Below are 26,263 nucleotides of genomic sequence, written 5' to 3' on the forward strand. Positions count from 1 at the left end.
GTTCCTTTTTGGGAGCACTGCTTTTTTCAGTTTTAGCAGAGCCACTCCTTCTATGTACTGTACGAATTTCCTCTCCTTCTCCTTTTCGTGATAATATAGATTTATTACATATATGAGGAGGATTTGCCCTTGCTTGAACCATTAATTGAGCGCCTTGTTCGCTATGCAAAAATCGATACACAATCGGATTACGAAAGTGCAGAAACGCCTTCTACACCGGGACAATGGAATTTATTGCGTGAATTGGAGCAAGAAATGAAATCAATTGGCCTTGAAGACGTAGAAATGGACGCACACGGCTATTTGTTTGGCACCCTTCCTTCCAATACCGACAAAGAACTACCAGTTATCGGATTTCTCGCGCATGTTGACACAGCAACTGATTTTACGGGGAAAAACGTCAATCCACAGCGCATCGACCAATATGATGGTGCCGATATTTCGTTAAACGAAACGACCGTGATGTCTATTGCCGATTTTCCAGATCTTAAAAATTATGTTGGCCATACGCTAATTACAACCGACGGCACAACACTTTTGGGTGCTGACAATAAAGCCGGCGTAGCCGAAATCATGACAGCTATGGAATACCTGGTCCAGCACCCGGAAGTGAAACATGGAAAAATTCGCGTCGCGTTTACTCCCGATGAAGAAATCGGAAAAGGGCCGCATAAGTTCGACGTTGAACGATTCGGCGCCGAATTCGCCTATACGATGGACGGCGGCCCTCTTGGCGAATTGCAATATGAAAGTTTTAATGCTGCTGCCGCGAAACTGACGATCCAAGGGAAAAGCGTCCATCCCGGATCGGCTAAAAATAAACTGGTCAACGCTTCTACTGTGGCGATTCAATTCCAACAAGAACTGCCACAAAACGAAGTGCCCGAACTGACCGAAGGATATGAAGGGTTTATTCATTTAAACAGCTTTAAAGGCGATGTGGAACAAGCTGTTCTTTCCTATATTATCCGTTATTTTGATCGCGACGAATTTGAAGCGAAAAAAGCGCATATGCAGCAAGTCGCTGAAAAACTCCAGCAGGAATACGGAACCGACGCGATTTCTCTTGAATTGTCTGACCAGTACTACAACATGCGCGAAAAAATCGAACCGGTCATGGAAATCGTTGATACGGTTGAACAGGCGATGAACACACTTGGCATCAAACCGAATATCGTTCCGGTGCGCGGCGGAACAGATGGCTCCCAGCTTTCATATATGGGCATGCCAACGCCGAACATCTTTACCGGCGGCGAAAACTATCACGGCAAATACGAATTCATTTCAGCCGAAAACATGGAAAAAGCCACGCAGTTAATCGTAGAAATTGTCCGTTCGATGGAACAAAAATAAGCGCCCGCGGGCGCTTATTTTTTTGCCTTATACGATGCTTCGGCCGTTTTGCGCAAGGGCGTAATGAATTCCGTGCTGCAGCGTTTGGAAGCAATTAAATTTTGATAGGTTGATGCCGGACTCTCCAATAACCATGCTCATTTGCGGCGAAATGCCGACTAAAATGGTGGACGTGCCGATCAGTGAGGCGGTCGAACCCAATTTGTCGATCAGATTGGCAGCTTGTTCCGTGAAATTATTATTTAAGCCGGTCAAATCGAGCACCAAGTATTTTGCTTTATGGGTCGGCAAGTTTTGCAATGTTTTCACAAGCAATTCTTCTGCCCGCTCCTCATCGTATGTGCCAAGCAGCGGTACCACTACAATGTCTTGCAGCACCGGAATGATCGGCGATGAAATTTCTTTGATCAGTTCATTCAACTCGATCGTTTTTTCGGCTACTAAGTTTTCCAGCTGTTGAATTTGTTCCGCTTCTTTCAAGCGGGCAAGACGGTGGATGTTCTTATCCACCGTCTCTTCTGAAGGAAAATAATTAATAACAGTTTCGTTAAATCCTTCAATCTGGCTATGGACTACTTTATACCATATATTGCGGCCAAAAAGCTTGGTAAAAATCCCGGCATAATGAGCGGGCAAAAAGCGGCCGCCAAAAGTTTTTCCTTGCGCAACGTTGATCTTATGTTCCCAACTGTTTCTCAAATGCACTTCCAGTGTTTGTTCTTCCATATTTAAATTGTGAATTTCTGCGACTCCCCAGCCTGCCGAGGAATATGTATAGGTAATCAAATCTGCCGCTTTTGCGACATCTACATCATCCATTTCGGCAAAATAATCGCCTACTATAAGGCCTTGGCGGAAGCCTGTGGACTCCATCACAACTCCTGTTGCTTCTTCTCCTGAGATTTCTTCTATTGAATCGAAAAACATTTTCATCGCTGTCGATGTCCAAAACAGCACAGAATCTTGTCCCTCGAATAAAAATTTCCCTTCATCTAAATCCCATTCAAATTGTAAGCCGCCTACACTTATCGAAGGTTTTCTATCCATATGGCAACTCCTCTCTTACTCCGGTTCTATTTTATCATATACGTTCCCTTGGAATCTAATTCCAGTCCCGCTCCTCGTCTGTTCATGTTTTAATTCCTCCGAATAAAGGAATACAACACATAACACGAAAAGAAAGAGGTGCTTTAATTGACGAACAATCATTCAGGTTCAGGCGATGGCAAGCGTGAAAAAAAAGCAGTCCCTTCCATGGATAATCCGGAGCAATTCACAACCGACAACCAAAGCATTCAAGATATGTTTGAAGAAGAACAAAACGTAGATTCGATTTCGTTAGAAGATTTAAAACAGAATATGCAAGATGAAGAAAATCCAAGAGCTACGAAAAGCAATTCATCAAGCGAGGAAAAATATCCCGATTGATCCACAGAAATAGGGCTTTCACATAAAGGACCGCATGAATAGCTCCATTCGGTTCTTTTTTGTTTGTATTCTATATAAAAAATGTATAGGAGTGGTGAAAATGAATCAAGAAGATTTAAAGAAAACGGCATTAAAAATTTTGGAAGAAAGCTATGTCGGGACATTAGCGACGGTGAAAGACAACAAACCGCATTCCCGCTACATGACGTTTTTCAATGACGAATTCACGTTGTATACCGCAACCAGCAAAAAAACACAAAAAGTTGATGAACTGGAAGCCAATCCGAACGCGCATATTTTATTGGGCTACGAAGGCCAAGGTGTAGGTGATGCTTTTCTTGAAATCGAAGGAGAAATGGGTCTTCATGACGACCGGAGCATGATCGATAAAATCTGGAACGATGCATTAAAAGGATGGTTTACAGGTCCAGATGATCCCGATTTGATTATTTTGGCCATCAAGCCAAAACACCTGCGCTTAATCAACAAAAAAGGCGAAGCACCGCAAAACATTGAACTTTAATTAGGAAAACGCAAGCACTCGGCGAATTATACCGTTGGAGCTTGGACAACAAGAAAAGCGGCTCGCGTCAATCGCGCCGCTTTTTTTCATGTCTGCAAAATCGCACGCAGCCCTTCCCGGTTGATCAGCAAGTCTTCCAGGGTGTATTGCTCCAGCACCGCCAAATAAGCGTGCAGCGCTTTTCCTAATACGCCGCGAAGTCCGCATACGGGAGCAATCGGGCAGCGGTTGTGTTCCATATCAAAGCATTCGACTAAATGAAAATCGTCTTCCATTTGCCGGATGACTGTTCCGATATTGATGTTTTGTGGGAGGTCTGCCAAACGGATGCCGCCGCCTCTGCCACGGACCGTTTGAATAAATCCGGCTTTTCCCAATTCAAATGTTACTTTCGTCAAATGATTTTTGGAGATATTGTAGGCGTCTGAGATTTCTTGGATGGTTGTTAATTTGTCTGGATCTTTTGACCCCAAGTAAATGAGCACACGCAATGAAAAATCGGTATACATGGTTAATCTCATATTTTTCACCTTCCCTGCTGGTTTTATTATAGCCATTGCAGGATGTTCTCGAAAGCATTTGAACCTGGCCATCGTGAAGCGATACTAATAAAGACAAAGAGACCGTTTAAAGGCAAGCCTTTGGTTGTGTGTCGGTTATGTGAAGCAAAATGTGTCTAAAAATTAAACATGTATTTTAAATATATCTTTTAACGACCAACAGGACTATAGTCAATTTATAAACCAAAAGGAGCGATTGACTATGTTATCCCAACAAACAAAAGACATCATCAAATCTACTGTACCTGTTCTAGAAGTGCATGGAACAGCAATCACGACTGTATTTTACCGCAACCTTTTTGAAGCGCATCCGGAACTCTTGAATATTTTCAACCACGCCAACCAAGCAAAAGGCCGCCAGCAAGCAGCCCTTGCCAATACGGTTTACGCAGCGGCTTTGCATATTGATAATTTGGAAGCCATTCTTCCAGCAGTAGTTCAAATTGCCAACAAACACGTCAGCCTCGGCATCAAACCGGAACATTACCCAATCGTCGGCGAATATTTGCTTGGCGCCATCAAAGAAGTATTGGGCGATGCAGCAACGGACGAAATCATCAACGCATGGGCTGAAGCCTATGGAATGATAGCTGATGCCTTTATCGGCGTCGAAAAAGACATGTACGAGAAAATGGAAAGCCAGGAAAACGGCTGGACGTTCTTCAAAGATTTTGTCATAGCCCGCAAAGAACATGAAAGCGAAAATATCACTTCGTTTTACTTAAAACCGGCCGATGGATCGAACGTTCCGACTTACCAGCCTGGCCAATACATTTCCATCCGCTTGGCAATTCCAGGCGAACCCTACTTATTCAACCGCCAGTACAGCTTGTCGCAAGCCGCACGTCCGGATGAATTCCGCATTTCTGTGAAGCGCGACGCTGACAACGATCCAAACGGCCGCGTGTCCATTTACCTGCACGATCAGGTGAATGTGGGCGATGTCATTGAAGCGAGTGCACCTGCCGGCGAATTTGTCTTGGATGTGGCGAAAACAACGCCTGTTGCATTCGTCAGCGGCGGTGTCGGCATCACTCCAATGATGAGCATGTTCGAAACCGTCGCTACGATGACGCCTGAACGCCCGACCGCTTTCCTTCATGCAGCACGCAACGAAAGCTTGCATGCATTTGACAAAGATATTCAAAAATACACAGCCTCTATGCCAAACGCGGCGTATAAAACGCTTTACTCCGACCAGCCAGAAGGCTATATCACACGCAATGTGTTAAAAGAAATGGTTGATGTAACCGGCGAAGTATATGTCTGCGGACCGGTTCCTTTCATGGAAAGCATGATTCAAGAACTGCGCGGACTTGGCATGAACGACGAACAAATCCATTTCGAATTTTTCGGACCTGCTATTGCGCTGCAAACTGTATAATTTTGAGGAAAGGGCTGTCCGCGAATTGCGGGCAGCCTTTTGTATGCGGAATTTCGGAGTTTATTTGCGGAAAACGGCGATTTGTTTGCAGAATTCATGGGTTTATTTGCAGAATCCCTTACATTATTTGCAGAATCTGCACCTTTACTTGCAGAAAACGCCAAAACAAAAAAGGCCTGCCGAATTGGCAGGCCTTTCCTCATTTCATTTTCCGCAATAAATACAGCAAATACGGCGTTCCGATCAATGCGACGACGAGGCCGCTCGGGATGTCTTTCGGCGCGATTAAAATTCGGCCGATAAAGTCCGCCGTGACAAGCAGCAGCCCGCCAAGCAAGCCAGACGCCAGCATCAGCGGCAAGTGGCGGAACCCGACAAGGCGGCGCGCGATATGCGGTGCCACCAAACCGATAAATCCGATCGTCCCGACAATGGAAACGGCAGCCGTTGAAATGGCCACTCCGATGATCAATGCCCAGACGCGAGTTGATCGGATATTCAACCCTAGCCCTGCCGCTACATCATCGCCGAACGTCAATGTGTCGAGGCTTCGAGTGATGTAAACTGCTGGCCAGATGAACAACGCGAATAAGATAAGCGCAAACTGGACATCGTCCCAGCCTTTTCCGTACGTGCTGCCTGAGAGCCAAACGAGTGCGCTGGCAACTGCCAGTTTTGCTTTAACAACGAACACTTGCGTAGCAGCTGAACCGAAAGCGGAAATCGCAACGCCCATCAAGGCCACCAGCATCGGCTGGAAATTGTTTTTCCACGCCGTAATCAAGATGACGCCGAGTGCAATGGCTGCTCCAAATGTTGCGCCGAGCGGTAAATACTCTGATGGAATCGACGGGAAAACAACGAGCAGCAGCATCGCCCCTGCTCCCCCCATCGACGTGACGCCGAGCACACCGGCATCTGCCAATGGATTGCGGAGCACGCCTTGCAAGATGACACCGGTAATTGCGAGCATCACCCCGACAATGAACGACGTCAACACACGCGGCACCCGGAAGTTCCACACAACCGGTTTCAGCCATTCAAAGGACCAAGCCGTCCCGTTATAGCTTAGTGCGAGTGTTGTAATCAGCAAAATTAACCCTAATAAAATTGGCACGAGAAAAACCAAACGGACCGGCTTTGTGGTGCCGCCCATTTGGCGGTCGCCGCGTTTTAGCGATTTGGCTGTCTTCCACGCTAAATATAGCAGCCACGGCCCGCCGATCAATGCCGTCATGGCCCCAACCGGAACTTCTTGTCCTGGCTGGATGAGCCGGCCAAGAACATCCGCTCCGATCATCATGACACTGCCCCACACAAAAGAATTCAGGAAAATGTTTAGATGCCCTCGAATCCCCATCATGCGGACAATGTGCGGCGCCATCAAGCCAATAAATCCAATCGGCCCGACCACGCTGACTGTTGCAGCTGCTAACACGATGGCGACTCCCCAAGCTGCCAGCTTCACAAGCCGGACGTTTTGCCCGAGCGACGAAGCAATGTCTTCCCCAAGCGACAATACATCCATTGATTTTGCAATGATTAAAGAAGCAAGCAACATGATGATGATAACAGGGGCCGCAAACTGGACGCCTTCCCAATTCAATTGCACGAGCGTTCCAGATCCCCATAAAAAGAGGCCGTTTGTTTCATTTTCAAATAATAATTGCATAGCTCCGGTTATTGAGGAAAACAAGAGCGAAACGATCATCCCGGTAAGAGCGACGCGTACCGGATCCATCTGTTTCCCTGACAAGCCGACGACTAAAACAGAAGAAAGGATCGCTCCTAAAAGTGCGGTAACAAACGGAAATTCCCCTAAAAACGTCGGAAAAAATATCGTCGAGGCAATAACAAAGAAAAAAGCTCCGGCATTGATACCGAGTGTTCCGGGTGAAGCAAGCGGGTTGTTGGTTAAAGTTTGAAGCACGGCTCCCGATACAGCAAGAGCACCGCCCGCCACAATTCCGATTACGAGACGCGGCAGCCGCAGACTGGTGACGATATCCTGAATGCGCCCTTCTGTCCAAACGCCTCGGACGAGTTCAGAAATCGTGTAATCTGCCTGCCCTTGCGTCAAGTGGATCAAAGACAAGGCAATAAGCAGGAAAAAGCCCCCTGCCAAAGAGGCAAAGGACTTGCGGTTCAGTTTTCCGGACATTATTTATTCACCATAACTTCAGTAATTTGGTTCATCAAAGTTTCTGCAGACAACGGGCCTCCGTACAGCCATGTATCAGCGCCTAAATCAAACGTGCGGCCTTCTTTAACGAACGCCAAGTTTTCCCACACGGCGTTGCCTTTTAATTGGTTTTCGTAAATATTATCTTCATCCGGCACCGTGTACAAGTAGTTGGCGTTTTCGTATTTAACCAATCCTTCTACGTTAAATGTGCTGGAACCGAACACTTCAAATTGATCCGGTTTGTGGATATTATTCAAGCCAATGCGATCCAAAATGATCGAAGCCATGGAGTTCGGCGTAAACACGCGAATTTCCGGAGCTTGCGGTCCTGTATAAGCAAGCGTTAAAATAACGTCTTTTGTTTTCAAGTTTGCAGCTTCAATTTCGGCTGCTTTTTCTTCGTATTTGCCTTCAAGATCGGCAAGTACTTTGTCAGCTTCATCGGTTTTGCCGACTGCTTTTGCGATTTCTTTAAACGTTGTTTCCATTTCTTCATAAAGATCAATGCTTTCATCTTCTGGATAAGGATTAAAGATAACCGTTGGAGCAATAGTTTCCAATTCTTTGATCATTGCATCGTGGCGGAAACTTACGCCGATAATCAAATCGGGTTCGATAGCAGCAATGGCTTCCAAATTCGGTTCTTGGCGTCCACCAACATCAACAACGGTTTCATCCAACTGAGGTTCGATGTTTACGTAATCCCCATAATCAGCAATATCTGCCATTCCAGCTGGCTGCACGCCGACCGCTAATAAATCTTCTGCATAAGTCCATTCAAGAACGACCACTTTCTTAGCCGGTGCATCCAATTTTACTTCACCGTTCGTTCCGGTAATTGTCACCGGTTCTGCTGCTTCTTCCGTCTTTTTTGGTTCTTCGCTGCCTGATGAACAAGCTGCCAATACCAGCGTGACAATAGCCAGCAATAATAAAATCCGTTGCTTCATGATAGGAAACCTCCAAGGTTATTTGATAACGATTCTCAATACGTATTTATTTTAGGGGTATCTGTCACAATTGTAAAGGTTTTTTTCAAAATTAAATTGAAAATCGTTCTCACTTATCATAAAAATATGATATAGTATGCTTATTGAGAAATCGTATCATTTATACTAATGGCGAGAGATGTGGAGGAATTACACAATGACAATGGCTGTCCAAACAAAAGAGCTGTCTATTGGGTATAACGAAGATCTACTATTTAAAAACTTAAACTTATCCATTCCACGCGGCGAAATTTCTGTCTTTGTCGGCAGCAACGGCTGCGGCAAGTCGACGCTTCTTCGTTCAATTGCACGTTTACTGAAACCTCAAGAAGGTTCCATTCTTTTAGAAGGCAAAGAAGTGCACCGCATGTCTTCGCGCGAAGTTGCGAAGAAAATGGGCATCTTGCCGCAATCACCCGTTTCGCCCGAAGGCTTGACTGTCCATGATCTTGTTAAACAAGGCCGTTATCCGCACCAGTCTTGGTTAAAACGCTGGACAGAAGAAGACACAGAAAAAGTCGAAGCTGCGATGAAAGCTACGCGCGTCGATGAATTCCGCGACAAACCGGTTGATGAATTATCAGGCGGCCAGCGCCAACGTGCTTGGATTGCCATGACATTGGCACAAGATACCGACGTTATCCTGTTGGACGAACCGACAACTTACTTGGACATGACCCATCAAATTGAAATTCTTGACCTGTTATTCGAATTGAATGAAGTGCATGGCCGCACAATCATCATGGTGCTTCACGATTTGAACTTGGCTTCACGCTATGCCCACAACATCATTGCCATTAAAGACGGCGAAGTGTTCGGCCAAGGCACTCCGGAAAACGTCATCAATTGCGATTTAGTCCGTTCTGTATTCGGCATGGAATGCCAAGTTTCCAAAGATCCGCTGTTCGGCACTCCCCACTGCGTGCCATTCGGCAGAGGGCGCTGCATCGTTCCCGAACTGATGGAAGCGAAAAGCGGAGCGTAAGAATGAAAGAACTGGAATTGTTTCAAGTAGCAGTCCGGGAACAGGCTTCCGGCTTTATGACCATCCACGAAAGCCTGGAAAGCCGAACCGCTGAACTGTTCGCTGAACTAACACAGACAACCGATGCACCAAATGAAGCAGTAGCCTCGTCTATCTTCATGAGGCGTTTCGGTTTTTTTATTACTGCACAGCTTTATTTATTAGCCAAAGGGAAAATGTGGGACGGTTCCCTTGCAGCTATCCATTTGGTAAAAACCGCAGGCGGCATTTCGTTTGAAGTGGATAACCGCTTTATTCGCGAACGACGAGCGGGCGATTTGGAGAGCGTCTTGAAAAATTACGCGATGCCGGTCGTCGAAGCTTTCCAAAAATCCGGCCATGTGTCCAAAATCATTTTGTGGGAAAACATATGGGGCTATGTGATTTGGATGTACGGCATGCAGGAAACGGAACAAGCGGAACGCGATGTGGAAGCGCTGCTCGATGCTGAACTTTGGCAGCCGGAAATGCGCAAATCGTTTTTCCGGCAGGTTCTGGGCGGCCGTACATTTGCGGAATCCAAAAGCGACTACAAGCGCATCACGTGCTGCTTGCTAAAAGAAGTGCCTGGCACTGACAAATGCCCGTATTGCCCTTTAAACAAATAAAAAAACGCTCCGCAGTCGCGGAGCGTTTTTTCTTGTGCCTTATAAATTGATTTTCAAAAACTCCAATCGATTGCCGAATGGGTCGAAAACAAAAAAGCGTGCCACGCCAGGAATGCTGTCGTCGTTTTTTACGTCGATGCCGTTTGCTGCTAAATGCGCCTGCAACTGTTCGAAACCGTTCACTTGGAATGCCGGATGCGCTTTTTTAGCTGGCGAAAATGGCGCTTCCACCCCTACATGCAATTGATAAGAACCAAATTCAAACCACGCACCCCCTCTTCCTTTTAGCGATTCAGGTTTTTCCACTTGTTTCATACCAAGAATCCCCGCATAGAATTCAATAGCCGCTTGTTCGTTTCCTGCTGGCGCTGCCACTTGTACGTGATCAATTTTTTCAATTGTAAATTCCATATGTTCACCCCTCTTAGTTTTAGAATAGCTAAACCGGCATGAAAAGAAAATATGAACGTCTTTATCAAGCTTCATAAGAATCACTTATCACTTTGCAAATCTCCACTGTATCCCGTAGCATAAAAAATAAAGGGGTGAAGACGCATGGAGTTTCCTGCTAAATTGCATTATGCACTTGCCAGCCATTCGGTTTCCGTCGACCGCGTGCCTGCGAATCCGTTATCATCCAATACCGAAACACGGATTGAAGAAATTAAATCCTGGTGCAGCACTAACAACAACGGAGTTGCGGTTTCTTATTTTTTCCGCCAATACGCGCTTTTCGTCTCCGCCCAGTTTGATTTGATGACCCAGCACAACGGCTATTTCGCCTGTTCTTGGAAAGACCTGCAATTTGACCGGACTTTTAATTACGGCTACAAGTTGCTGCAAACGCATGCCGATTCCCGTTTTTTCAAAGCCGTTTCTCCTGAAAACCGTTTTGAAGCTATGCATGATGTATTAAAACAAACAGATGAGTTGATCACGGAATTCCGTAAATACGCAAAAATTTCACCGATTACATTATGGGAAAATGCACTTGGTTCAATGATTTGGTTTTATGCGAATTTAGAGCAGCGTGATATCCGCAGAGCCGCCGAAGACATGGAATGGCTGCTCGATTCCAGCAACTGGCAGCCCGTCAAAACGTCTTATCTGCTTAAACTGCTTGGCAGTACTTCATTGGAACGCGCCGTTTCAGGCCCGCTCCGAAAAACCTGCTGCCTGTATAAAGAATTGCCCGATTTTGATACTTGCACATATTGCCCGCAACCGAAATAAGAACGTAAAAAGCCCCAGCACCGAGCTGAGGCTTTTGCTTTTCGCTTTTATTTTTCAAAAACTTCATGAATGATTTGGCCAGGTGCACTATTGCTTAAATTTTTATACAAGCAGCTGGCCGGTTTTTTCTGCAAGACTTTTGAAAATGCTTTCGCCGGTTCGGCTTCACCGACTACATGGATTTCATCCCAATGGCGGTCTTTTTTCAATCGTTCAATTTCAGAAGCTTTTTCTTTAAAGAAACGCTCCAAATTTTCTTTTATTCGCCAGTTAAAGTCATCTGCCGGGCTTCCGGAGTTTCCGCCTACATGGCTTCCCGCTGTAAAGGCACCTGTACTGCTTCCCGCTGTATGGGTAGCAGAATGTACGCCTTGTTGTTCGTTCCAGAAATCAAGCCCGGAATCGAATTCATGGAAAATTTCTTCATTGACAATCCCCATGGACGTATCAATGATGCGCAGCCCTTTCATGCTTGGCAAAACAATTCCGGCATATGGATAGGCTTTATACATGTATCTTAATTCATCAAGGACCGGTGTCGTTTCCCAGTGGAAGCTCGTTTTTACCGGCACTTGGACATAGTGGACAAACCAAAGATCTTGGTGCGGCGACGCAAAAATGACGACTCCTTTGTGCAGGTCGTTTTGATGGTCCATAATTTCTCTTTCCACTTTTTTTCTTAATTCTTTGTATGCTTTTATTTCTTTTTCATCTTGTGAAGCAGTTAAGTACTCATCCAATCGCTTAAGGCCGTTTTTCAAGTGGATTCTCCAAGCGCCGCTTTGGGCATTCAAATCAGCAGGATTGGTGTTCAAGTAAACACTTAATACACATCGATCCTCGCAGTGAAAATTCTTTAGTTCTTGGATTTCGTCATATAATGTCATGCATCCATCATCCTCCTTGTATTCCATCCTTGTTATACTGAATACCCCAACACTCCCACTCTAAACGAAATTAACACTTCTTTTTAAACATTCTGACGTTTAAAAAAGTTTTTCCGTGGTAAACAAAGAATGCAATAAAACTTAAAGGAGTGTGTTAAAGAAATGGAAAACGTTGATAAAAAAGTAGACGAGAAACTGAAAAGTTTTGACGACGAAAAAAAAGAAGACATTTTAGCCAATTTTAATCACTTCAAAGATTACTTGAGCGGAAAAGTCGAAATGGGCGAAAAAATGGGGTTGAGTGAAGAACGCCTCGCACAAATTACTGAAAAAGTCGCCAACTATTTAGCGAAAAACGAAGAACCGAGAAATCGGGAAGAGTATCTTTTGCAGCAGCTTTGGAAAACCGGAGACAAAGAAGAACAGCATATGCTTGCTCACATGCTTTTAAAACTAGTTAAACAAGAATAACAAAACGGCCTTCCTTTTTTAAAAGGAAGGCCGTTTTTCAAATAGCTGAAACATCAAGAGATAGACGAATCCGCTTGCGATGGCAAGCAGCCCCAATACCGCAAAAGTCCAGCCAAAACCGAACCAGGCAGTCATCGGGATGGAAATAGGAGCGATCATCCTTCCGATCGTGTAGCGCATACTTGCTGCCGCAAAATACTGGCCCCGCATTTCTTCCGGTGCCAGTTTTGAAATAAAGCTTTGCTGCAGGCCGACTACCATTAGTTCAGCGAATGTGAAAATCCCCATAGCGGCTACCATGATCCAAAATACAGTCGTCAGCGGGAAGATAAACATCGCGACGCCGTAAAGAGCCGCTGACATAAAGAACACCCACTTTTCTCGGAACTTCACCATCCATCTAGTTATGATAACGGTGAAAAGTGCCACGAGCAAGCCGTTTTCAGCCAATAAAAAGCCAAAAGAAGTTTCTCCTGTTACGGTCCATTCCTTATTGAACAAAGAGGCAATTGTTTGAGTTCCGATCATTTCTTTTAAGTAAACCGGAATCAGCAAATCCAGCTGCATAAAGGTTTGGGCACCGAGAATCCCTGCAATAATAAACAATAAAAACAAGCGGTCATTAAAAATTAATCCGTATTCCCGGAACTGCTTGCCTACGGCCCCTACCCATCCAACTGAAGTTTCGGTTTTCCATTTATTCACCATAGCCTCTGATAGGGTTTCATGGGTGTACAACCGCAGTATCACGCCAAGCACTGCCGAAATAACCGCTACAACCAAGAGCAATTCAAAGCGGTATGAGAAGAATAAAACCGCTCCCGCTATCGGGCCAACCACGACTGCCATGTTCAATGTGGTGTAAAAAATAGCAAACACATCACTCCGGTATTTTTCAGGCACCACATCTGCTACCATGGCCTGGCTCGCTGGCCAATAAAGAGATCCGCACATTCCCGCAATGGTGAATGCGGCAAATCCAAGCATTGGCGACTCCAGCCAAGGCGAGTTCGCAAATGCAAAGAGAAGAAATGCTGCTCCTTGTGCAATTGATGCTATCACCAACATCTGCCTGCGCCCGAAACGGTCCGCACAGTACCCGCCAACTAAATTGGCTGCTACTGAAAATACTTGTGAGACAATGAGCAGTAGCCCTGCTGTGTTTCTCCCGAATTCTTCTGCAAAATAAATCGCTAAAAATGGAAACACCATCCAATAGCTTGTGTTCATAAAAAATTCGCCTACGAGGCGAACTTTTAAACTTCGATCCCAATCCCTAATTTTCATGTTTTTTCCCCACGTTCTTAAACTTCTCCAAGCCCCTCAGCTCGTTTTCGTTTTTACTCAATCACTTCTAACAGTTTATAGCTTAAACAAATATCAATCATCAAGTCTTTCCGTTCTTTTGCAAACTGAATGGAAATCCGTTCATGGTCGCGCTCGATTATTTTCCCGGCTCCAAATACACGATGGCGGACACGGACTCCTTTTTTTAGAATGTCCTCGCTTTTTACCGCATTCGGGTTATCTGGAACCTTCACTTTTACAGGCGTTTTTGGAGCCGCTTGTTGTTTTCTCACCGGCGGCATCACCGGAACGACAATATCCCGCACTTCATCCATAAAGCGTGATTCATTGCCATAGCTGATCAATTCCAAATGGTTTTTGGCACGCGTCATCCCTACGTAAAACAGGCGGCGTGCTTCTTCCAGCAAATCCGGCTGCTCGGCGTCTTCTTCTGTTGGAATGACTCCTTCGACCAAGTCGATCATGTAAACTCGGTCGAATTCCAGTCCTTTGGAGCTATGGAACGTCGACAAGGTCAGCATTTCATCGGTTTTTTCTGCTTTTGCCTGCTGAGTGACTTGTTCCAATTCTTTCAATCGTTTGGCGAACTCGGTCATGGAAGCAAGCGGCTCCGCAATTTGTTCGAGCGTCACTAAAATTTGCGCCAAGTAGTTCATACGCATGCCAAACTTTTCCGCGCGGCTCGAAAGCATTTGGTCATACCCCAAATCGCCTCGGATTGTCCGAATCACCTTCAGTGGTTTCATTCCCTTTAGTGCCTCGAACCATTTTTTCTGTTCGTTCAAAATTTTGATTTGGTAATCTTTCATCGTAACGTTCAAATTGATTTCATCAAATGCGTTTTTTGTTGTCGGCTTCATGCGGCTCAGCAATTTCAACTGGCTGCCTGACCAATACGCATTTGTCTTTGAAGCGATTTTCGCGTAAATATCGATGCGCTCCGGCTTTAAGCTGAACCGCATAAAGTTCAGCATGTCTTCAACAATCCAGTGGGAGAAAAAGCGGTTGTCCGCGTCTTTCATATAAAACGGGATGCCAAGCCGGTCGAGCTCGCTCATCAACAACGTTGACGACGAGTTGTTGCGGTATAAAATGGCCACATCGCCAAAGTTTGAAAGCTTCTGCAGTTCTTTTCTTATGTATTTGAGCTGGTCTTCTTCTGATGCCAGTTTTCTCAATACAATCGGGCTGCCTTCTTCTTGCTTCGTAAACATGTTTTTGTCATGCCGTTTTTTATTCGACTTGATAAAGACATTTGCCGCATCGACAATGTTTTTCGATGACCGGTAATTGCGTTCCATTTTCATGACATACGCAGTTGGATAAACTTCTTTGAATTTCAATAAATACGTCGGCTCTGCTGCACGCCATGTGTAAATCGACTGATCGTCATCCGCAACCACGCAAAGGTTTTGATGGCGCGCCACCAGCTTTTCCACAATGGCATGCTGAATCAGCGACGTGTCCTGGCTTTCGTCCGTCATCACATAATCCCAGCGGCTTTGGTATTTTTTCAACAAGTCCGAGTCTTTCTCCAGCGCTTCGTTGGCCAGCGTCAGCATATCATCAAAATCCACTAACCTAACGTCATAGTTTTCTTTGAACGCTTCGTACGTCTTGAGAATTTCCACAGCACCGGGAAAAGGCGCATCCAGCTTCGCCCATTTCTCTCTCGCCGTCATTTTGTTTTTGACATAGCTAATAAAAGACGTCAGTTCTTCAAGCTGGTCTTCCGTAATCGGTTCGTCGTTTTCGGTTTGATACATTTCTCGAAGCAAGCGTTTTTTATGAAGGCCGTTTGTTTCGCTGCCTTCGATCATCACGTAGCGTGAGCCGGCGAAATATTCACGAGTAATTTCAAAAGCCAAACTGTGGATCGTTGAAAAATCCACCGGCGCCTGCTTTGGGAAAAACCGCTTGTAGCGATCCAGCATGTCGACCGCGGACGCTTTGCTGAACGTAATCGCTTTGATCCGCTGCGGCGACACACGTTTTTCTTCGATCAAATAACCAATCCGCATGATCATCGTTGTCGTTTTTCCTGATCCGGGACATGCCAAAAGAAGCAATGGGCCGTCTGTCCGTTCCACCGCTTTTCGCTGAATCTTATTCAATTGGACTCCGAGTTCCTGCTGCTTGCGTTCAAAAAAAAGGCTCATACGGTAACTCCTTCGGTTTTTTCTTTCTTATATTTTAACACACGAAAAGCGCAAGCGCCCGGGTAGATTCGACGGGCATAAGACGAACCGGCGAAGCGGCGTTCCTTGCCGCACTGCCATTGTTGGCTTAGGACCCTAGAATCTGGCGCTGGAGTCTTGACACACAAAAAAGGACTCAATTAATGAGCCCCTTGCCTTAAAATTTCGATTTACTGAATTTTTATTTCACACTTAAAATTTCACACACTCTTCCCACTTGGCCATCTTCCAGCCGCACTTTGATGCCATGTGGATGCGTAGCCGAATTGGTCAATAAATCCTTCACAATGCCGCGGGTTTTCTTGCCCGACCGCTGATCCTGTTTCAATATCACATTGACTTCCAATCCAGGTTTTACGTCGATTCTTTTTTTGCCGTCCATTTTCATTCCTCCTGCCTTTCTTCTATCATACGCGAAACGCTCGCTTTTCCACAGAAAAAAGCGGGGAAATTCCCCCGCTTTGCCTGCCCTGTTCAATTAAAGCCGATCTTTTTTGCCGCGGTCAAGGTTATCCGTGTCGTCGTCAATATCCGCTTCTTCACGGCGTACTGTTTCACGAACTGTTTCGGTATCTTGGACTTTGCGTTTTCCGACAATAATTTCTTCGCTGACTACATCTTTTTTCGTCACTTCCACGCGTTCTTCCGTTAATGGAATGTGGATATTGTCGCCTTCTTGATAAGCGTCTTTGCTTATTCCAGATCCTGTTGAACCAGCTGAAGATGCATCAGAATTTACTGGACGCCGTTCGATGTAAATTTCTTCACGCTCGACTGGCACATCCACGGTCTTTGTTTCTTCGACAATGTGCTTGCCTACGTTGACTTCTCCCGTTTGCACACGTTCCTTGTCCACATTTAAACGTTCTTCATGTAGGCGAAGGGTTTCTTCATCTGTGTCGCCAGCCGATCCGGCACGGTCTACATTGCCATCTGTCGGCGGCACACTGCCGGATGCAAATGTTCCAGAACTGCGGTCGCCAGTCGAATCAGCGCCTAATCCAGCAGTTCTTGTAGAATCATCGCTTCTGTCTGTATCACTTGAACCAAAAATCCCTGATCCTCCGCGCGTTGCAGAAGTTCTCTCATTTTCGCCTTGTCCGCCTGACCCAAACATTCCCGTGCTGCTGTCAGAAGTCATGCTGCTGTCACGGTCCTGGTTCGTCGCTGAAAAATCGTTGACGTTGCGGTCCGGCTGCGGCGTATCGTTAACATTGCCGCCTGTCCCTAACCCAAAACCAGTACCTGTTTTGTCGCCAACTCCTGCGCTTTCTTCATAGCTCGTATCAGCGCTGGAACTCGGGCTCTTCGAACCGTCGGCATACAAGTTTCTGCGGTCTTCATTAAAATAAACGTCGTTTTGATCGTTTGTATCTACTGTTAACCCGTCGCGCGCAACTGTGCCGGTGTCCACATAATTGGTCCGGTCAGGCGATGGTGTTCCATAAGCTGCATTGACAGGAGCTCCTGAGCTCTGGCTGCTTTCTGCTGACTGGTCATTCCCTACATAATCACGGTCAACGAAAAGCAAAATTCTTCCGTTTTGCACTTCTCGGTGATAACGCTCTGCTTCTTGCTCGTCAACTCCCATGCCAGCAAATGCTTGGCGAACAGGTTCATTGCCAGATAAAAAGCCCATGAATTTGTCTTTCCAGCTTCCTTCAGCCGACTTGTAATCAACGTCTGTACGGCCGCGGACCATCGTTAATTGGTCTTCATCTTTTGCCATGACGTACATGTGATCTTCTGTAGCGCCCTCAGCTTTCAGTTCTTCGATTTTTCTTAAGACTTCCGTTTCGTTGTCGAACGTTCCCATAAACTTATTGTCGGCCATTTCAAATTCCTCCAATTCATTAATGTATATCAGTGAAAAATCTTGCTCACCTTCAAAATACCCGGGCATAAAATTTCTCAAACATAGGCCTTCTTTAGTATTTTGGATTTCATCACAAAAGAAATGCCCGGAGAGTTGATCCAACTCTCCGGGCATTTCTTTTAAAATATGCTCAAATCCCATTCTTTTGAAATTTGACGGAGCATCATCGTGCCAGCTGCACTGTTCCCTTGCACATCTATGGCTGGTCCGTAGACGCCAATGCCAGCGCCTGCCCGAAATTCATACGTCTGCGAATGCAGTTTCGGCGGAACCGCAGCTAAAATACCGCCAGATACGCCGCTTTTGGCTGGGATGCCGACATGGGCCGCAAAATTACCAGAGGAATTGTACATGCCGCACGTCACCATCAGCACTTTGGCGACTTGCGCAATTTCATCGGAAAAATGCTTTTCTTTTGTGATTGGATTAAAACCATCATAGCCGATAATCAAACCGATCAACGCCAAATCTTTCGTGCTGATCTTAATCGAACATTGTCGGATGTAAATATCGAGCGCTTCTTCCACTTCAATTTCCAAGAAATTTGCTTCTTTTAAATAGTAAGCAAGCGCTCGGTTACGGTGAGAAGATTTCCATTCGGAATCGTATACTTCCCGGTCCATTTCAAGCGGATGGCCCACCAGCTTTTCTAAAAATGACAGCAAATACTCATATTTTTTCTGGCTGTTTGTACCGGGGAGCAAGGCGGAAATGGTAATCGCTCCTGCATTGATAAATGGGTTAAACGGTTTGTTCGGCCGGTGGATTTCAAACGGTATAATCGAATTAAATGCTTCACCTGTCGGCTCTACATCTACGCGATCCAACACGAACTCTAAGCCGTAGTGGTCACAAAGTGCAATGAAAGTGAGCACTTTGGAAATGCTTTGCAGCGTGAATTCCGTATCCGTATCACCTGCACAATAATAGTTCCCATCATCGTCTACCATGCAAATGCCAAGCTTGCTTGGATCCACTTTTCCGAGCGCTGGAATATACTGCGCAGTTGTGCCTAAAATAGCATGGCCTTTATTTTCCTCGACCCACGCTTCCAGCTGCTGCTGGATTTTCGGATTGTTCTGCATACCAACCCCTCCTTCACTTCTTCCCGAAAAATCCCCTTGCATTTGACAAGAGGATTCTCATTTTAAAGCTTGTTATACCATTCTTTTGCAGCTTCAACTTCTGGCATCGTCAATTGATGGCCATGGTCTTCCCAATGCAGTTCGATGCTCGCTCCGGCATTCGCCAAAAAATCTTTTAAATCAGTGGACTCCTGTGCCGGGCAGATCGGATCGTTCGTGCCTGCTGCAATAAAGACCGGAATTCCTGTTAAGTCTGGCAGTACCGCTTCGCGGTTTGGAACCATTGGATGATGCAAAATTGCTCCTTTTAATGCATCTGCATAAGTGAAGAGCAAATTTGCCGCAATATTGGCGCCGTTTGAATAGCCGATTGCGATAACGTTGCTGCGGTCAAACTCATATTCGCTTGAAGCGGCATCAATAAACTCATTCAGCTCTTTTGTGCGGAACTTTAAATCCTCCATATCAAACACCCCTTCAGCTAAGCGCTTGAAAAAACGCGGCATTCCATTTTCGGAAACATTTCCCCGCACGCTTAATACGGATGCACTTGAATCGATATGCGCTGCTAATTGCAGCAAATCCCGCTCATTTCCTCCAGTGCCGTGAAGCAGCAATAATGTCGGGCGTTTCGGATCGTTGCCTTGTTTAAAAATATGTTCCATTTTATTCAGACCTCCAGTTGTATGTTACTTTCCCTATCTTTAACCAGCTAAACTTATCTCGAATTCAAGATAATTTTATCATAATTACTGCGAAGAACCAAGCCGAACCTCTTTCATGCAATAAAAAATCCACTTATCTGATTCACGATAAGGGGATTTTTTGGTCTTATTAAATAGTAGCTTCCATTAATTCTTCTAGGTTTTCTTTTGAGAAGTGGTAGTTTTCATTGCAAAAATGGCATTGCGCTTCGGCTTGGCCATCTGTTTCGATCATATCTTGTATTTCTGCGGTGCCAAGGCTTCTAATGGCGTTTGAAATGCGTTCTCGTGAACACTGGCATTGGAACTGCACCGGCATCGTATCAAGAAACTTAACCGATTCTTTGCCAAGTACGGCTTCCAGTATTTCTTCCGGCGTCATGCCCGCGCGCACCATATTTGAAATTGTCGGGATTTCCGCAAGCCGTTCTTCGATGCCAACAATCACTTCTTCGGGGGTTCCTGGCAGTAGCTGGATAATAAACCCGCCGGACGCTTGAATTGTATTATCGGGATTGACAATCACACCAACTCCTACAGACGAAGGAGTTTGTTCAGAACTGACAATGTAATGGGTAAAGTCTTCACCAAGCTCCCCTGATACGATGGGCACTTGCCCGACATAAGGGTGCAACAAGCCAATATCTTTCGAAACCGACAACGTGCCTTCGGTCCCGACTGCTCTTCTGACGTCCAATTTTCCGTGTTCATTCAAATCAAAATGCGTTTGAGGATTTGAAACATATCCTCTCACTTCTCCATTGGCATTGGCATCCACTAAAATGGTGCCAAGCGGTCCGCCGCCGTTGATTTTAATTGTTAATTTTTCTTTGCCTTTCATCATGGCGCCAAGCATAACGCTTGCAGTCATTGACCGGCCAAGTGCAGCTGAAGCAGTTGGCCACGTATAATGGCGGCGCTGCGCTTCTCCTACCGTTTCGGTTGTGCGGGCAGCATAGGCGCGCACTTGTCCGTCATATGCTAAGGCTTTCACTAAATAATCATTCATCTATTTTCACGTTCTTTCTATATAAAATAAATTAAGCAACCATTTTTTCTTGGATCCATCGCTGGAGATCTTGTGTTTTTGGCTGAAAACGCGGTTCCGTCATTTTCTGTGCCAGTGATGCAATCGTTTCTTTTTTCATGACAGCCTTCCAAGCTGCTTCTGCATCGCTCATTAAGCCGGTCAGCAAACAACAGCTTTCTTCTTTTTCCAAATCCAGCATGTCTTCTAAAATCCCGCTCGGCGAATACAGCGATTGGCGCCCTTCGATGGCCAAATACACATCATACACACAAATATCTTCAGGCTTTTTAATTAATTTAAAGCCGCCTTTAACTCCAGGGACTGATGCAATCAAATCAGCACTCACCAATTTTCGTAATAGCTTTTGAAAATAAGTTGGAGAAGCATTCAATTGTTGGCTGATGGCTTCACCTGGCAACACCGCTTTGTTTGGCAGCATATTTAACAGCAAGATGGCATAAACCGATTGTTCAACGCCTGTTTTCATATGCATTCTCATTACCCCCGATAATTACTAACACGGATAACAATTGTCCGCATTAGATCACTTTAACGGAATCTCAATAAAAAGTAAACGAATTCACCTTGAAGCAAAATCCATTCCATGCAAAAAACCATCCGAAGTGGATGGTTTTTGTTTTTTTAAATAAAAGTGGTAGCCCCGCCATATGCCAGTGCCAATAAAATGACAAATGCCGGATGAATTTTTCTAATTTCAAGCATCCAGTAGCTGACAGCGATCAGCACGACGGTTTGAATGCCGCCGAATGAGTCGGTAGAAGCCATAAAAAACTGAAGCGTCATCGCGCCAAGCAACACAGCAATAATCGGACGGATAAGCTTTGTGATGTTTTTTACTTGAGGCGAATCTTTGTATTTCATTAACGTAGCCATCAAGATGAGCATCAGAAATAGCGAAGGGGCAACGGAAGCGAACAAGCCAACAATAGAACCCAGTATGCCGCCTTCCATATAGCCGATATAGCCGGCCATTTTGGTCGCAATCGGACCCGGAAGCGCATTGCCGAAAGCCAATACTTCCCCGAATTCCTGCGTGCTCATCCAGCCGTACCGGTCAACCACTTCTTTTTCAACGAGCGGGATTGATGCAGGTCCCCCGCCGTATCCCAAAATGCCAGGAATAAAAAACGCCAGAAAAATGGACCAATAAATCACTTGGCTCCCCCTTCCTTCTTTCGGGGCATTAAGACAATCACCAGAATTCCAATAATAAGAAACGCTGGATGAATGTTTAGCACTTCCATCAACACGGCAAACATGATCGTCAAACCAACGGCACGCATCCAGCCGAGCGATTCTCCGGACTTTTTAAAGAAATCCCAAGTCATGACGCCCAACATGACGCCAACAACCGGCACTACGGCGGCTGACATGCCGTTCACCCATTCCACATCTTTAAACTGCTGCATGACCCCTAACAATAAAATCATTAGCAAAACCGTTGGCACGACCGATGCAATCAATGCCATTAAACAGCCGATGATGCCGTTGACCCGGTAGCCGATATAACCTGCCATTTTTGTGGCAATCGGACCGGGCATCGTATTCGCCAGCGCAAGAGTATCTCCGAATTCGTCTTCGGTCATCCACTTGTACTTTTTCACCGCTTCCCGGTGAAAAAGAGGAATTGCGGATGGCCCGCCTCCGAAACCTAACATACCGACACGGAAAAAGGCGGCTAGTATGTCGGCGTTTGTCTTTAGGCCAGAAACTCCTCTTCCGTGCGTTTTCCCTTGACTTACCAAGCAGCCACGGCTCCGTCCGTACGTGATTCAGTGCCGCCTGATAGTACGCCCGTTTCCGGGTTTCTCCAAATGATTTGGCCGCGTCCGAACGCTCCGCCGTCAGTGGTCACTTGGATGTCATGTCCTTTTCGTGCCAACGCTTGAGCCAAGTAATTCGGGAAGTGCGGCTCAACCAACACCGTTTTCCCTTCGATCCATTGCCATCTCGGAGCATCAAGCGCCGATTGCGGGTTAAGCAAAAAGTCGATCGTATTGGTGACCACTTGGAAATGCCCTTGCGGCTGCATGTAGCCTCCCATCACGCCAAACGGCCCAACCGCCTGCCCGTCTTTCGTCAAGAATCCCGGAATAATTGTATGGAACGTCCGTTTCCCGCCTTTTAGCACGTTCGGGTGTTCTGCTTCCAGCGAAAAGTCAGCGCCGCGGTTTTGCAGGCCGATTCCAGTTCCTGGAACAACGATTCCAGAACCAAAACCCATGTAGTTGCTTTGAATATATGAAATCATATTGCCTTCTTCGTCGGCAGCCGACAAGTAAACCGTCCCACCTTTTGGCAGCTCGTACGGAACAGGAAGAGACGCATGTTCACCAATGGTTTCAGCCCGCTGTTTTGCATAGTCATCGGACAACAAATGTTCCACATCAACCGGCATTTCTGAAGGTTCGGTAATAAATTCTTTGCCGTCGGTAAATGCCAGTTTCATGGCTTCGATTTGTTCATGATAAGTTTCTGCGGATTGCCATTTCGGTTCATTCAAATTTTTGTAAATGTTAAGAGCCATCAACGCAACCATCCCTTGTCCGTTTGGCGGGATTTCCCATACGTCATATCCTCGGTAATTGGCCGAAACCGGTTCAACCCATTCGGGCTGGTAAGCAGCCAAATCCTCTTTTGATAGGAAGCCGTTATGCTGCTGCACATAATCAGCAATTTTCTCAGCAAGCGGTCCTTCATAAAAAGAACGAGCATCAGTTTCGCCAATTTCCCTCAATGTGGAAGCGTGTCCTGGAGATGACCACATTTCCCCGATTTCCGGAGCTTTGCCGTTCGGCGCAAAGGTATCAAACCATGCTTGATACTCTTCTGTCGTAAATGAAGTTTTAAATTTCGCATAAGCCAGTCTCCAATATTTCCCTAAAATCGGCGTTAATGGATAACCTTCTTCCGCATAGCGAATTGCCGGTTTTAATGCCTCTGAAAGCGGCAATTTGCCGAATTTGCGAGATAATTCAGCCCAAGCAGCCGGAGCACCGGGAACCGTGATCGGCACTACGCCATGAACAGGCATTTTGGTGAACCCAAGCGCTTTTACCGCTTCCGGTGAAATGCTTTTGGGAGCTGGTCCTGAACTATTCAATCCGTGTAATTTCCCATTAACCCAGACGAGCGCAAATGCGTCGCCACCGATGCCGTTTGATGTCGGTTCTACAACGGTCAATGCTGCGGCCGTTGCAATGGCTGCATCAATTGCATTTCCGCCGTTTTGCATCACTTCAATTCCTGCTTGTGCTGCAAGCGGCTGAGATGTAGCCACCATTCCTTTTTTTGAAAATACCGTATGCCGTTTTGATTCAAAAGGGTGTTGTAAATAATCCATTCAACTTACCTCCAGTGTCATAATAAGAGCCAGCTGCAGGGAAATACTCCCCGCACCCGGCTCACAGTTCAGCGCCAGCAAAATGGCATGCCGCAAAATGGTCTTTTTCATGTTCGATAAAAGCTGGTTTGTCCACCTTGCAAATATCTTGCGCCATCGGGCAGCGTGTATGGAATACGCAGCCGCTTGGGGGATTCGCCGGGTTCGGCATATCGCCTACCAGGCGGATGCGTTCTCTTTTCGCGTTCATAGTCGGTCTTGGAATTGCCGATAACAGTGCTCTTGTATAGGGATGCAGCGGATTGTTAAAAATTTTCGATACATCGGCCATTTCTACCGTATTGCCCAAATACATGACAAGCACACGGTCACAGAAATACCGGACGACCCCTAAATCGTGGGAAATGAATAAATAAGACAAGTTGTATTTTTCCTGCAAGGTTTTCAGCAATTTCAATACTTGTGCCTGGACCGATACATCCAATGCCGAAACCGCTTCATCACAGATGATGAATTGAGGGTTTAAGGCTATGGCTCGCGCAATGCCGATCCGCTGCCGCTGCCCGCCGCTGAATTCGTGAGGGTAACGGTCATAATGCTCGGCTTTTAATCCGACTTCTTTTAACAAATTGATTACAGCATCTTTACGTTCCTGCGGCGGCATGTTCGTATGCATTTTAAACACTTCATCTAATGCATGACCAACGCGCTGGCGCGGGTTTAAGGAAGCATAAGGATCTTGGAAAATCATTTGCATTTCTTTAACAAATTTCTTTTTTTCTTTTTTCTTTAAGTCTTGAATTTCCTCTTGATTGAAACTGATTTTGCCATCCGTCAATTCTTCGAGGCCAAGAATAGTGCGGCCAAGAGTGGATTTTCCGCATCCGGATTCACCAACTACACCGAGGCTTTCACCTTTATACAATTTTAGGGAAACCGATTCAACAGCTTTTACATTACCTTGAACGCGTTTTAATATGCCGCCTTTAATCGGGAAATATTTTTTTACGCCTTCTAATTCTAGCAGAACTTTACGATCGGACGGCAAATTTGTTACTGTGTTCATTTTTTTCGGCCTCCTTTTCAGCAAGCCAGCAACTCGCAGAATGCCCTTCTGACACCTTAAATTCCGGCGGTACTTCGACTTTGCATTTATCCATGGCGAACTTGCAGCGAGGATGGAATCGGCATCCTGGAATTTGTTCATTCAATCCTGGCATATTGCCCGGAATCGGCTCAAGTTCAAAATTTGGATCGTCCACATTCGGCACGGAGTTCAGCAAGCCAATGGTATAAGGATGTTGCGGATTGTTAAAAATTTCTTCTACCGGCCCTTCTTCTATTTTCTTGCCGGCATACATTACCATTACCCGGTTTGCGACTTCCGCCACTACACCCATATCGTGGGTAATCATCAAAACACCCATATTGAGCTTTTCTTTTAAATCGTTAATTAAGTCGAGGATCTGCGCTTGGATTGTTACATCCAGCGCAGTCGTCGGCTCATCTGCAATAAGTAAGCTTGGGTGGCAAGCCAGGGCCATGGCAATCATGACCCGTTGGCGCATGCCTCCACTCAACTCATGCGGGTATTGGTTCAAGCGTTTTTCCGGATTTGGAATGCCCACTTGCCTCAATAATTCAATGCTTTGTTTTGATGCTTCTGTTTTTGATAGTTTATGGTGCAAGAGCAAAGGCTCTCTCAGTTGATAGCCGATCGTCAACACCGGATTCAATGCAGTCATCGGCTCTTGGAAAATCATCGACATTTTGTTGCCCCGCAGTTTGCGCATCTGCTCGTCCGAAAGCTTCTGGAGAGGTTCGTTATGCAACAGAATCTCTCCGCTTTCAATTACTCCGTTTGATGCCAGCAAGCGCATGATGGATAGCGACGTGATGCTTTTTCCGCATCCTGATTCACCTACAATACAAAGCGTTTCTCCTTTATCAACATGAAAAGAGACATCTTTGACTGCTTGCAATGAACCCTCAGATGTACGAAACGACGTCACTAAATTTCTCACTTCAAGTAATGTCTCTGCCATATTCTTAC

The 26,263-nt window shown here is 45.7% G+C and carries 27 protein-coding genes; 8 read left to right on the top strand and 19 right to left on the bottom strand.

What is annotated here, in order from left to right; all coding sequences use genetic code 11:
* Nucleotides 1-129 precede the first annotated feature (129 nt).
* Entirely contained in the window at nt 130-1,353 is a 1,224-nt protein-coding gene (gene pepT, locus ACRRQV_RS08255) for a peptidase T (protein WP_432529621.1), read from the top strand.
* A gap of 27 nt (nt 1,354-1,380) precedes the next feature.
* Here pepT and ACRRQV_RS08260 read toward each other — a convergent pair whose 3' ends face one another.
* Nucleotides 1,381-2,400, bottom strand: coding sequence for an STAS domain-containing protein (locus ACRRQV_RS08260; RefSeq protein WP_432529623.1), 1,020 nt, complete (start codon nt 2,398-2,400; stop codon nt 1,381-1,383).
* 147 nt (nt 2,401-2,547) lie between these two features.
* On the opposite strand from ACRRQV_RS08260, the gene ACRRQV_RS08265 reads away from it, so the two are divergent.
* Nucleotides 2,548-2,781 carry a hypothetical protein gene (locus tag ACRRQV_RS08265; protein WP_432529625.1) on the top strand — a complete coding sequence of 78 codons (234 nt, stop codon included), beginning with the start codon at nt 2,548-2,550 and terminating at the stop codon, nt 2,779-2,781.
* A gap of 100 nt (nt 2,782-2,881) precedes the next feature.
* The gene (locus tag ACRRQV_RS08270) at nt 2,882-3,304 is read left to right on the top strand and encodes a pyridoxamine 5'-phosphate oxidase family protein (protein WP_432529627.1); all 423 of its coding nucleotides are present in this window, start codon (nt 2,882-2,884) and stop codon (nt 3,302-3,304) included.
* A gap of 86 nt (nt 3,305-3,390) precedes the next feature.
* Here ACRRQV_RS08270 and ACRRQV_RS08275 read toward each other — a convergent pair whose 3' ends face one another.
* A complete protein-coding gene (locus tag ACRRQV_RS08275) occupies nt 3,391-3,825 on the bottom strand; it encodes an RrF2 family transcriptional regulator (RefSeq protein ID WP_432529629.1) in 435 nt (144 codons plus the stop codon).
* Between the two features lie 241 nt (nt 3,826-4,066).
* On the opposite strand from ACRRQV_RS08275, the gene hmpA reads away from it, so the two are divergent.
* Nucleotides 4,067-5,248 carry an NO-inducible flavohemoprotein gene (gene hmpA, locus ACRRQV_RS08280; RefSeq protein WP_432529631.1) on the top strand — a complete coding sequence of 394 codons (1,182 nt, stop codon included), beginning with the start codon at nt 4,067-4,069 and terminating at the stop codon, nt 5,246-5,248.
* A 199-nt stretch (nt 5,249-5,447) separates the two neighbouring features.
* Here the strand turns inward: hmpA and ACRRQV_RS08285 are convergent, their stop codons facing one another.
* Complete coding sequence (locus ACRRQV_RS08285) at nt 5,448-7,409, bottom strand: iron ABC transporter permease (protein WP_432529633.1); 1,962 nt, start codon at nt 7,407-7,409, stop codon at nt 5,448-5,450.
* The gene (locus tag ACRRQV_RS08290; protein WP_432529635.1) at nt 7,409-8,383 is read right to left on the bottom strand and encodes an ABC transporter substrate-binding protein; all 975 of its coding nucleotides are present in this window, start codon (nt 8,381-8,383) and stop codon (nt 7,409-7,411) included. Before ACRRQV_RS08290 ends, ACRRQV_RS08285 begins: the two co-directional genes overlap by 1 nt.
* A gap of 196 nt (nt 8,384-8,579) precedes the next feature.
* Between ACRRQV_RS08290 and ACRRQV_RS08295 the strand changes: the two genes are divergently transcribed.
* Both ACRRQV_RS08295 and ACRRQV_RS08300 read left to right on the top strand, forming a co-directional pair.
* Complete coding sequence (locus ACRRQV_RS08295; protein WP_432529637.1) at nt 8,580-9,407, top strand: ABC transporter ATP-binding protein; 828 nt, start codon at nt 8,580-8,582, stop codon at nt 9,405-9,407.
* A gap of 2 nt (nt 9,408-9,409) precedes the next feature.
* Nucleotides 9,410-10,054 carry a hypothetical protein gene (locus ACRRQV_RS08300; RefSeq protein WP_432529639.1) on the top strand — a complete coding sequence of 215 codons (645 nt, stop codon included), beginning with the start codon at nt 9,410-9,412 and terminating at the stop codon, nt 10,052-10,054.
* A gap of 39 nt (nt 10,055-10,093) precedes the next feature.
* Here ACRRQV_RS08300 and ACRRQV_RS08305 read toward each other — a convergent pair whose 3' ends face one another.
* Entirely contained in the window at nt 10,094-10,465 is a 372-nt protein-coding gene (locus ACRRQV_RS08305) for a VOC family protein (protein ID WP_432529641.1), read from the bottom strand.
* A 144-nt stretch (nt 10,466-10,609) separates the two neighbouring features.
* Between ACRRQV_RS08305 and ACRRQV_RS08310 the strand changes: the two genes are divergently transcribed.
* Nucleotides 10,610-11,287 carry a hypothetical protein gene (locus tag ACRRQV_RS08310; RefSeq protein WP_432529643.1) on the top strand — a complete coding sequence of 226 codons (678 nt, stop codon included), beginning with the start codon at nt 10,610-10,612 and terminating at the stop codon, nt 11,285-11,287.
* 47 nt (nt 11,288-11,334) lie between these two features.
* Here the strand turns inward: ACRRQV_RS08310 and ACRRQV_RS08315 are convergent, their stop codons facing one another.
* The gene (locus tag ACRRQV_RS08315; RefSeq protein WP_432529645.1) at nt 11,335-12,174 is read right to left on the bottom strand and encodes a VLRF1 family aeRF1-type release factor; all 840 of its coding nucleotides are present in this window, start codon (nt 12,172-12,174) and stop codon (nt 11,335-11,337) included.
* 162 nt (nt 12,175-12,336) lie between these two features.
* Between ACRRQV_RS08315 and ACRRQV_RS08320 the strand changes: the two genes are divergently transcribed.
* Entirely contained in the window at nt 12,337-12,645 is a 309-nt protein-coding gene (locus ACRRQV_RS08320; protein WP_432529647.1) for a DUF3243 domain-containing protein, read from the top strand.
* Nucleotides 12,646-12,663: 18 nt separating this feature from the next.
* On the opposite strand, the gene ACRRQV_RS08325 is transcribed toward ACRRQV_RS08320, so the two are convergent.
* The 13 genes from ACRRQV_RS08325 to ACRRQV_RS08385 form a co-directional block, all read right to left on the bottom strand.
* Entirely contained in the window at nt 12,664-13,932 is a 1,269-nt protein-coding gene (locus ACRRQV_RS08325) for an MDR family MFS transporter (RefSeq protein ID WP_432529649.1), read from the bottom strand.
* 53 nt (nt 13,933-13,985) lie between these two features.
* Nucleotides 13,986-16,112, bottom strand: a complete 2,127-nt coding sequence (locus ACRRQV_RS08330) for an ATP-dependent helicase (RefSeq protein ID WP_432529651.1) — start codon at nt 16,110-16,112, stop codon at nt 13,986-13,988.
* A 220-nt stretch (nt 16,113-16,332) separates the two neighbouring features.
* Nucleotides 16,333-16,533 (bottom strand): YwbE family protein, encoded by a 201-nt coding sequence (locus ACRRQV_RS08335; protein WP_432529653.1) that lies wholly within the window; start codon nt 16,531-16,533, stop codon nt 16,333-16,335.
* Nucleotides 16,534-16,629: 96 nt separating this feature from the next.
* The gene (locus ACRRQV_RS08340; RefSeq protein ID WP_432529655.1) at nt 16,630-18,066 is read right to left on the bottom strand and encodes a DUF2382 domain-containing protein; all 1,437 of its coding nucleotides are present in this window, start codon (nt 18,064-18,066) and stop codon (nt 16,630-16,632) included.
* A gap of 80 nt (nt 18,067-18,146) precedes the next feature.
* Nucleotides 18,147-19,112 carry a glutaminase gene (locus ACRRQV_RS08345; RefSeq protein ID WP_432529657.1) on the bottom strand — a complete coding sequence of 322 codons (966 nt, stop codon included), beginning with the start codon at nt 19,110-19,112 and terminating at the stop codon, nt 18,147-18,149.
* A gap of 62 nt (nt 19,113-19,174) precedes the next feature.
* A complete protein-coding gene (locus ACRRQV_RS08350) occupies nt 19,175-19,777 on the bottom strand; it encodes an alpha/beta hydrolase (RefSeq protein ID WP_432529659.1) in 603 nt (200 codons plus the stop codon).
* Nucleotides 19,778-19,946: 169 nt separating this feature from the next.
* Entirely contained in the window at nt 19,947-20,825 is an 879-nt protein-coding gene (hslO, locus tag ACRRQV_RS08355) for an Hsp33 family molecular chaperone HslO (RefSeq protein ID WP_432529661.1), read from the bottom strand.
* Nucleotides 20,826-20,856: 31 nt separating this feature from the next.
* Nucleotides 20,857-21,339, bottom strand: coding sequence for an RrF2 family transcriptional regulator (locus ACRRQV_RS08360; protein ID WP_432529663.1), 483 nt, complete (start codon nt 21,337-21,339; stop codon nt 20,857-20,859).
* A 149-nt stretch (nt 21,340-21,488) separates the two neighbouring features.
* A complete protein-coding gene (locus tag ACRRQV_RS08365) occupies nt 21,489-22,022 on the bottom strand; it encodes a chromate transporter (RefSeq protein ID WP_432529665.1) in 534 nt (177 codons plus the stop codon).
* Nucleotides 22,019-22,612, bottom strand: coding sequence for a chromate transporter (locus tag ACRRQV_RS08370; RefSeq protein ID WP_432529667.1), 594 nt, complete (start codon nt 22,610-22,612; stop codon nt 22,019-22,021). The genes ACRRQV_RS08365 and ACRRQV_RS08370 overlap by 4 nt, the downstream gene beginning before the upstream one ends.
* Entirely contained in the window at nt 22,606-24,210 is a 1,605-nt protein-coding gene (locus ACRRQV_RS08375) for a gamma-glutamyltransferase family protein (protein WP_432529669.1), read from the bottom strand. The genes ACRRQV_RS08370 and ACRRQV_RS08375 overlap by 7 nt, the downstream gene beginning before the upstream one ends.
* Before the next feature lie 61 nt (nt 24,211-24,271).
* Nucleotides 24,272-25,276, bottom strand: coding sequence for an ABC transporter ATP-binding protein (locus ACRRQV_RS08380; protein ID WP_432529671.1), 1,005 nt, complete (start codon nt 25,274-25,276; stop codon nt 24,272-24,274).
* Nucleotides 25,242-26,255 carry an ABC transporter ATP-binding protein gene (locus ACRRQV_RS08385; RefSeq protein WP_432529673.1) on the bottom strand — a complete coding sequence of 338 codons (1,014 nt, stop codon included), beginning with the start codon at nt 26,253-26,255 and terminating at the stop codon, nt 25,242-25,244. Before ACRRQV_RS08385 ends, ACRRQV_RS08380 begins: the two co-directional genes overlap by 35 nt.
* Nucleotides 26,256-26,263: the final 8 nt, after the last annotated feature.

Origin of the sequence: Planococcus sp. YIM B11945 (assembly GCF_050864155.1) — a bacterium.
Classification (GTDB): domain Bacteria; phylum Bacillota; class Bacilli; order Bacillales_A; family Planococcaceae; genus Planococcus.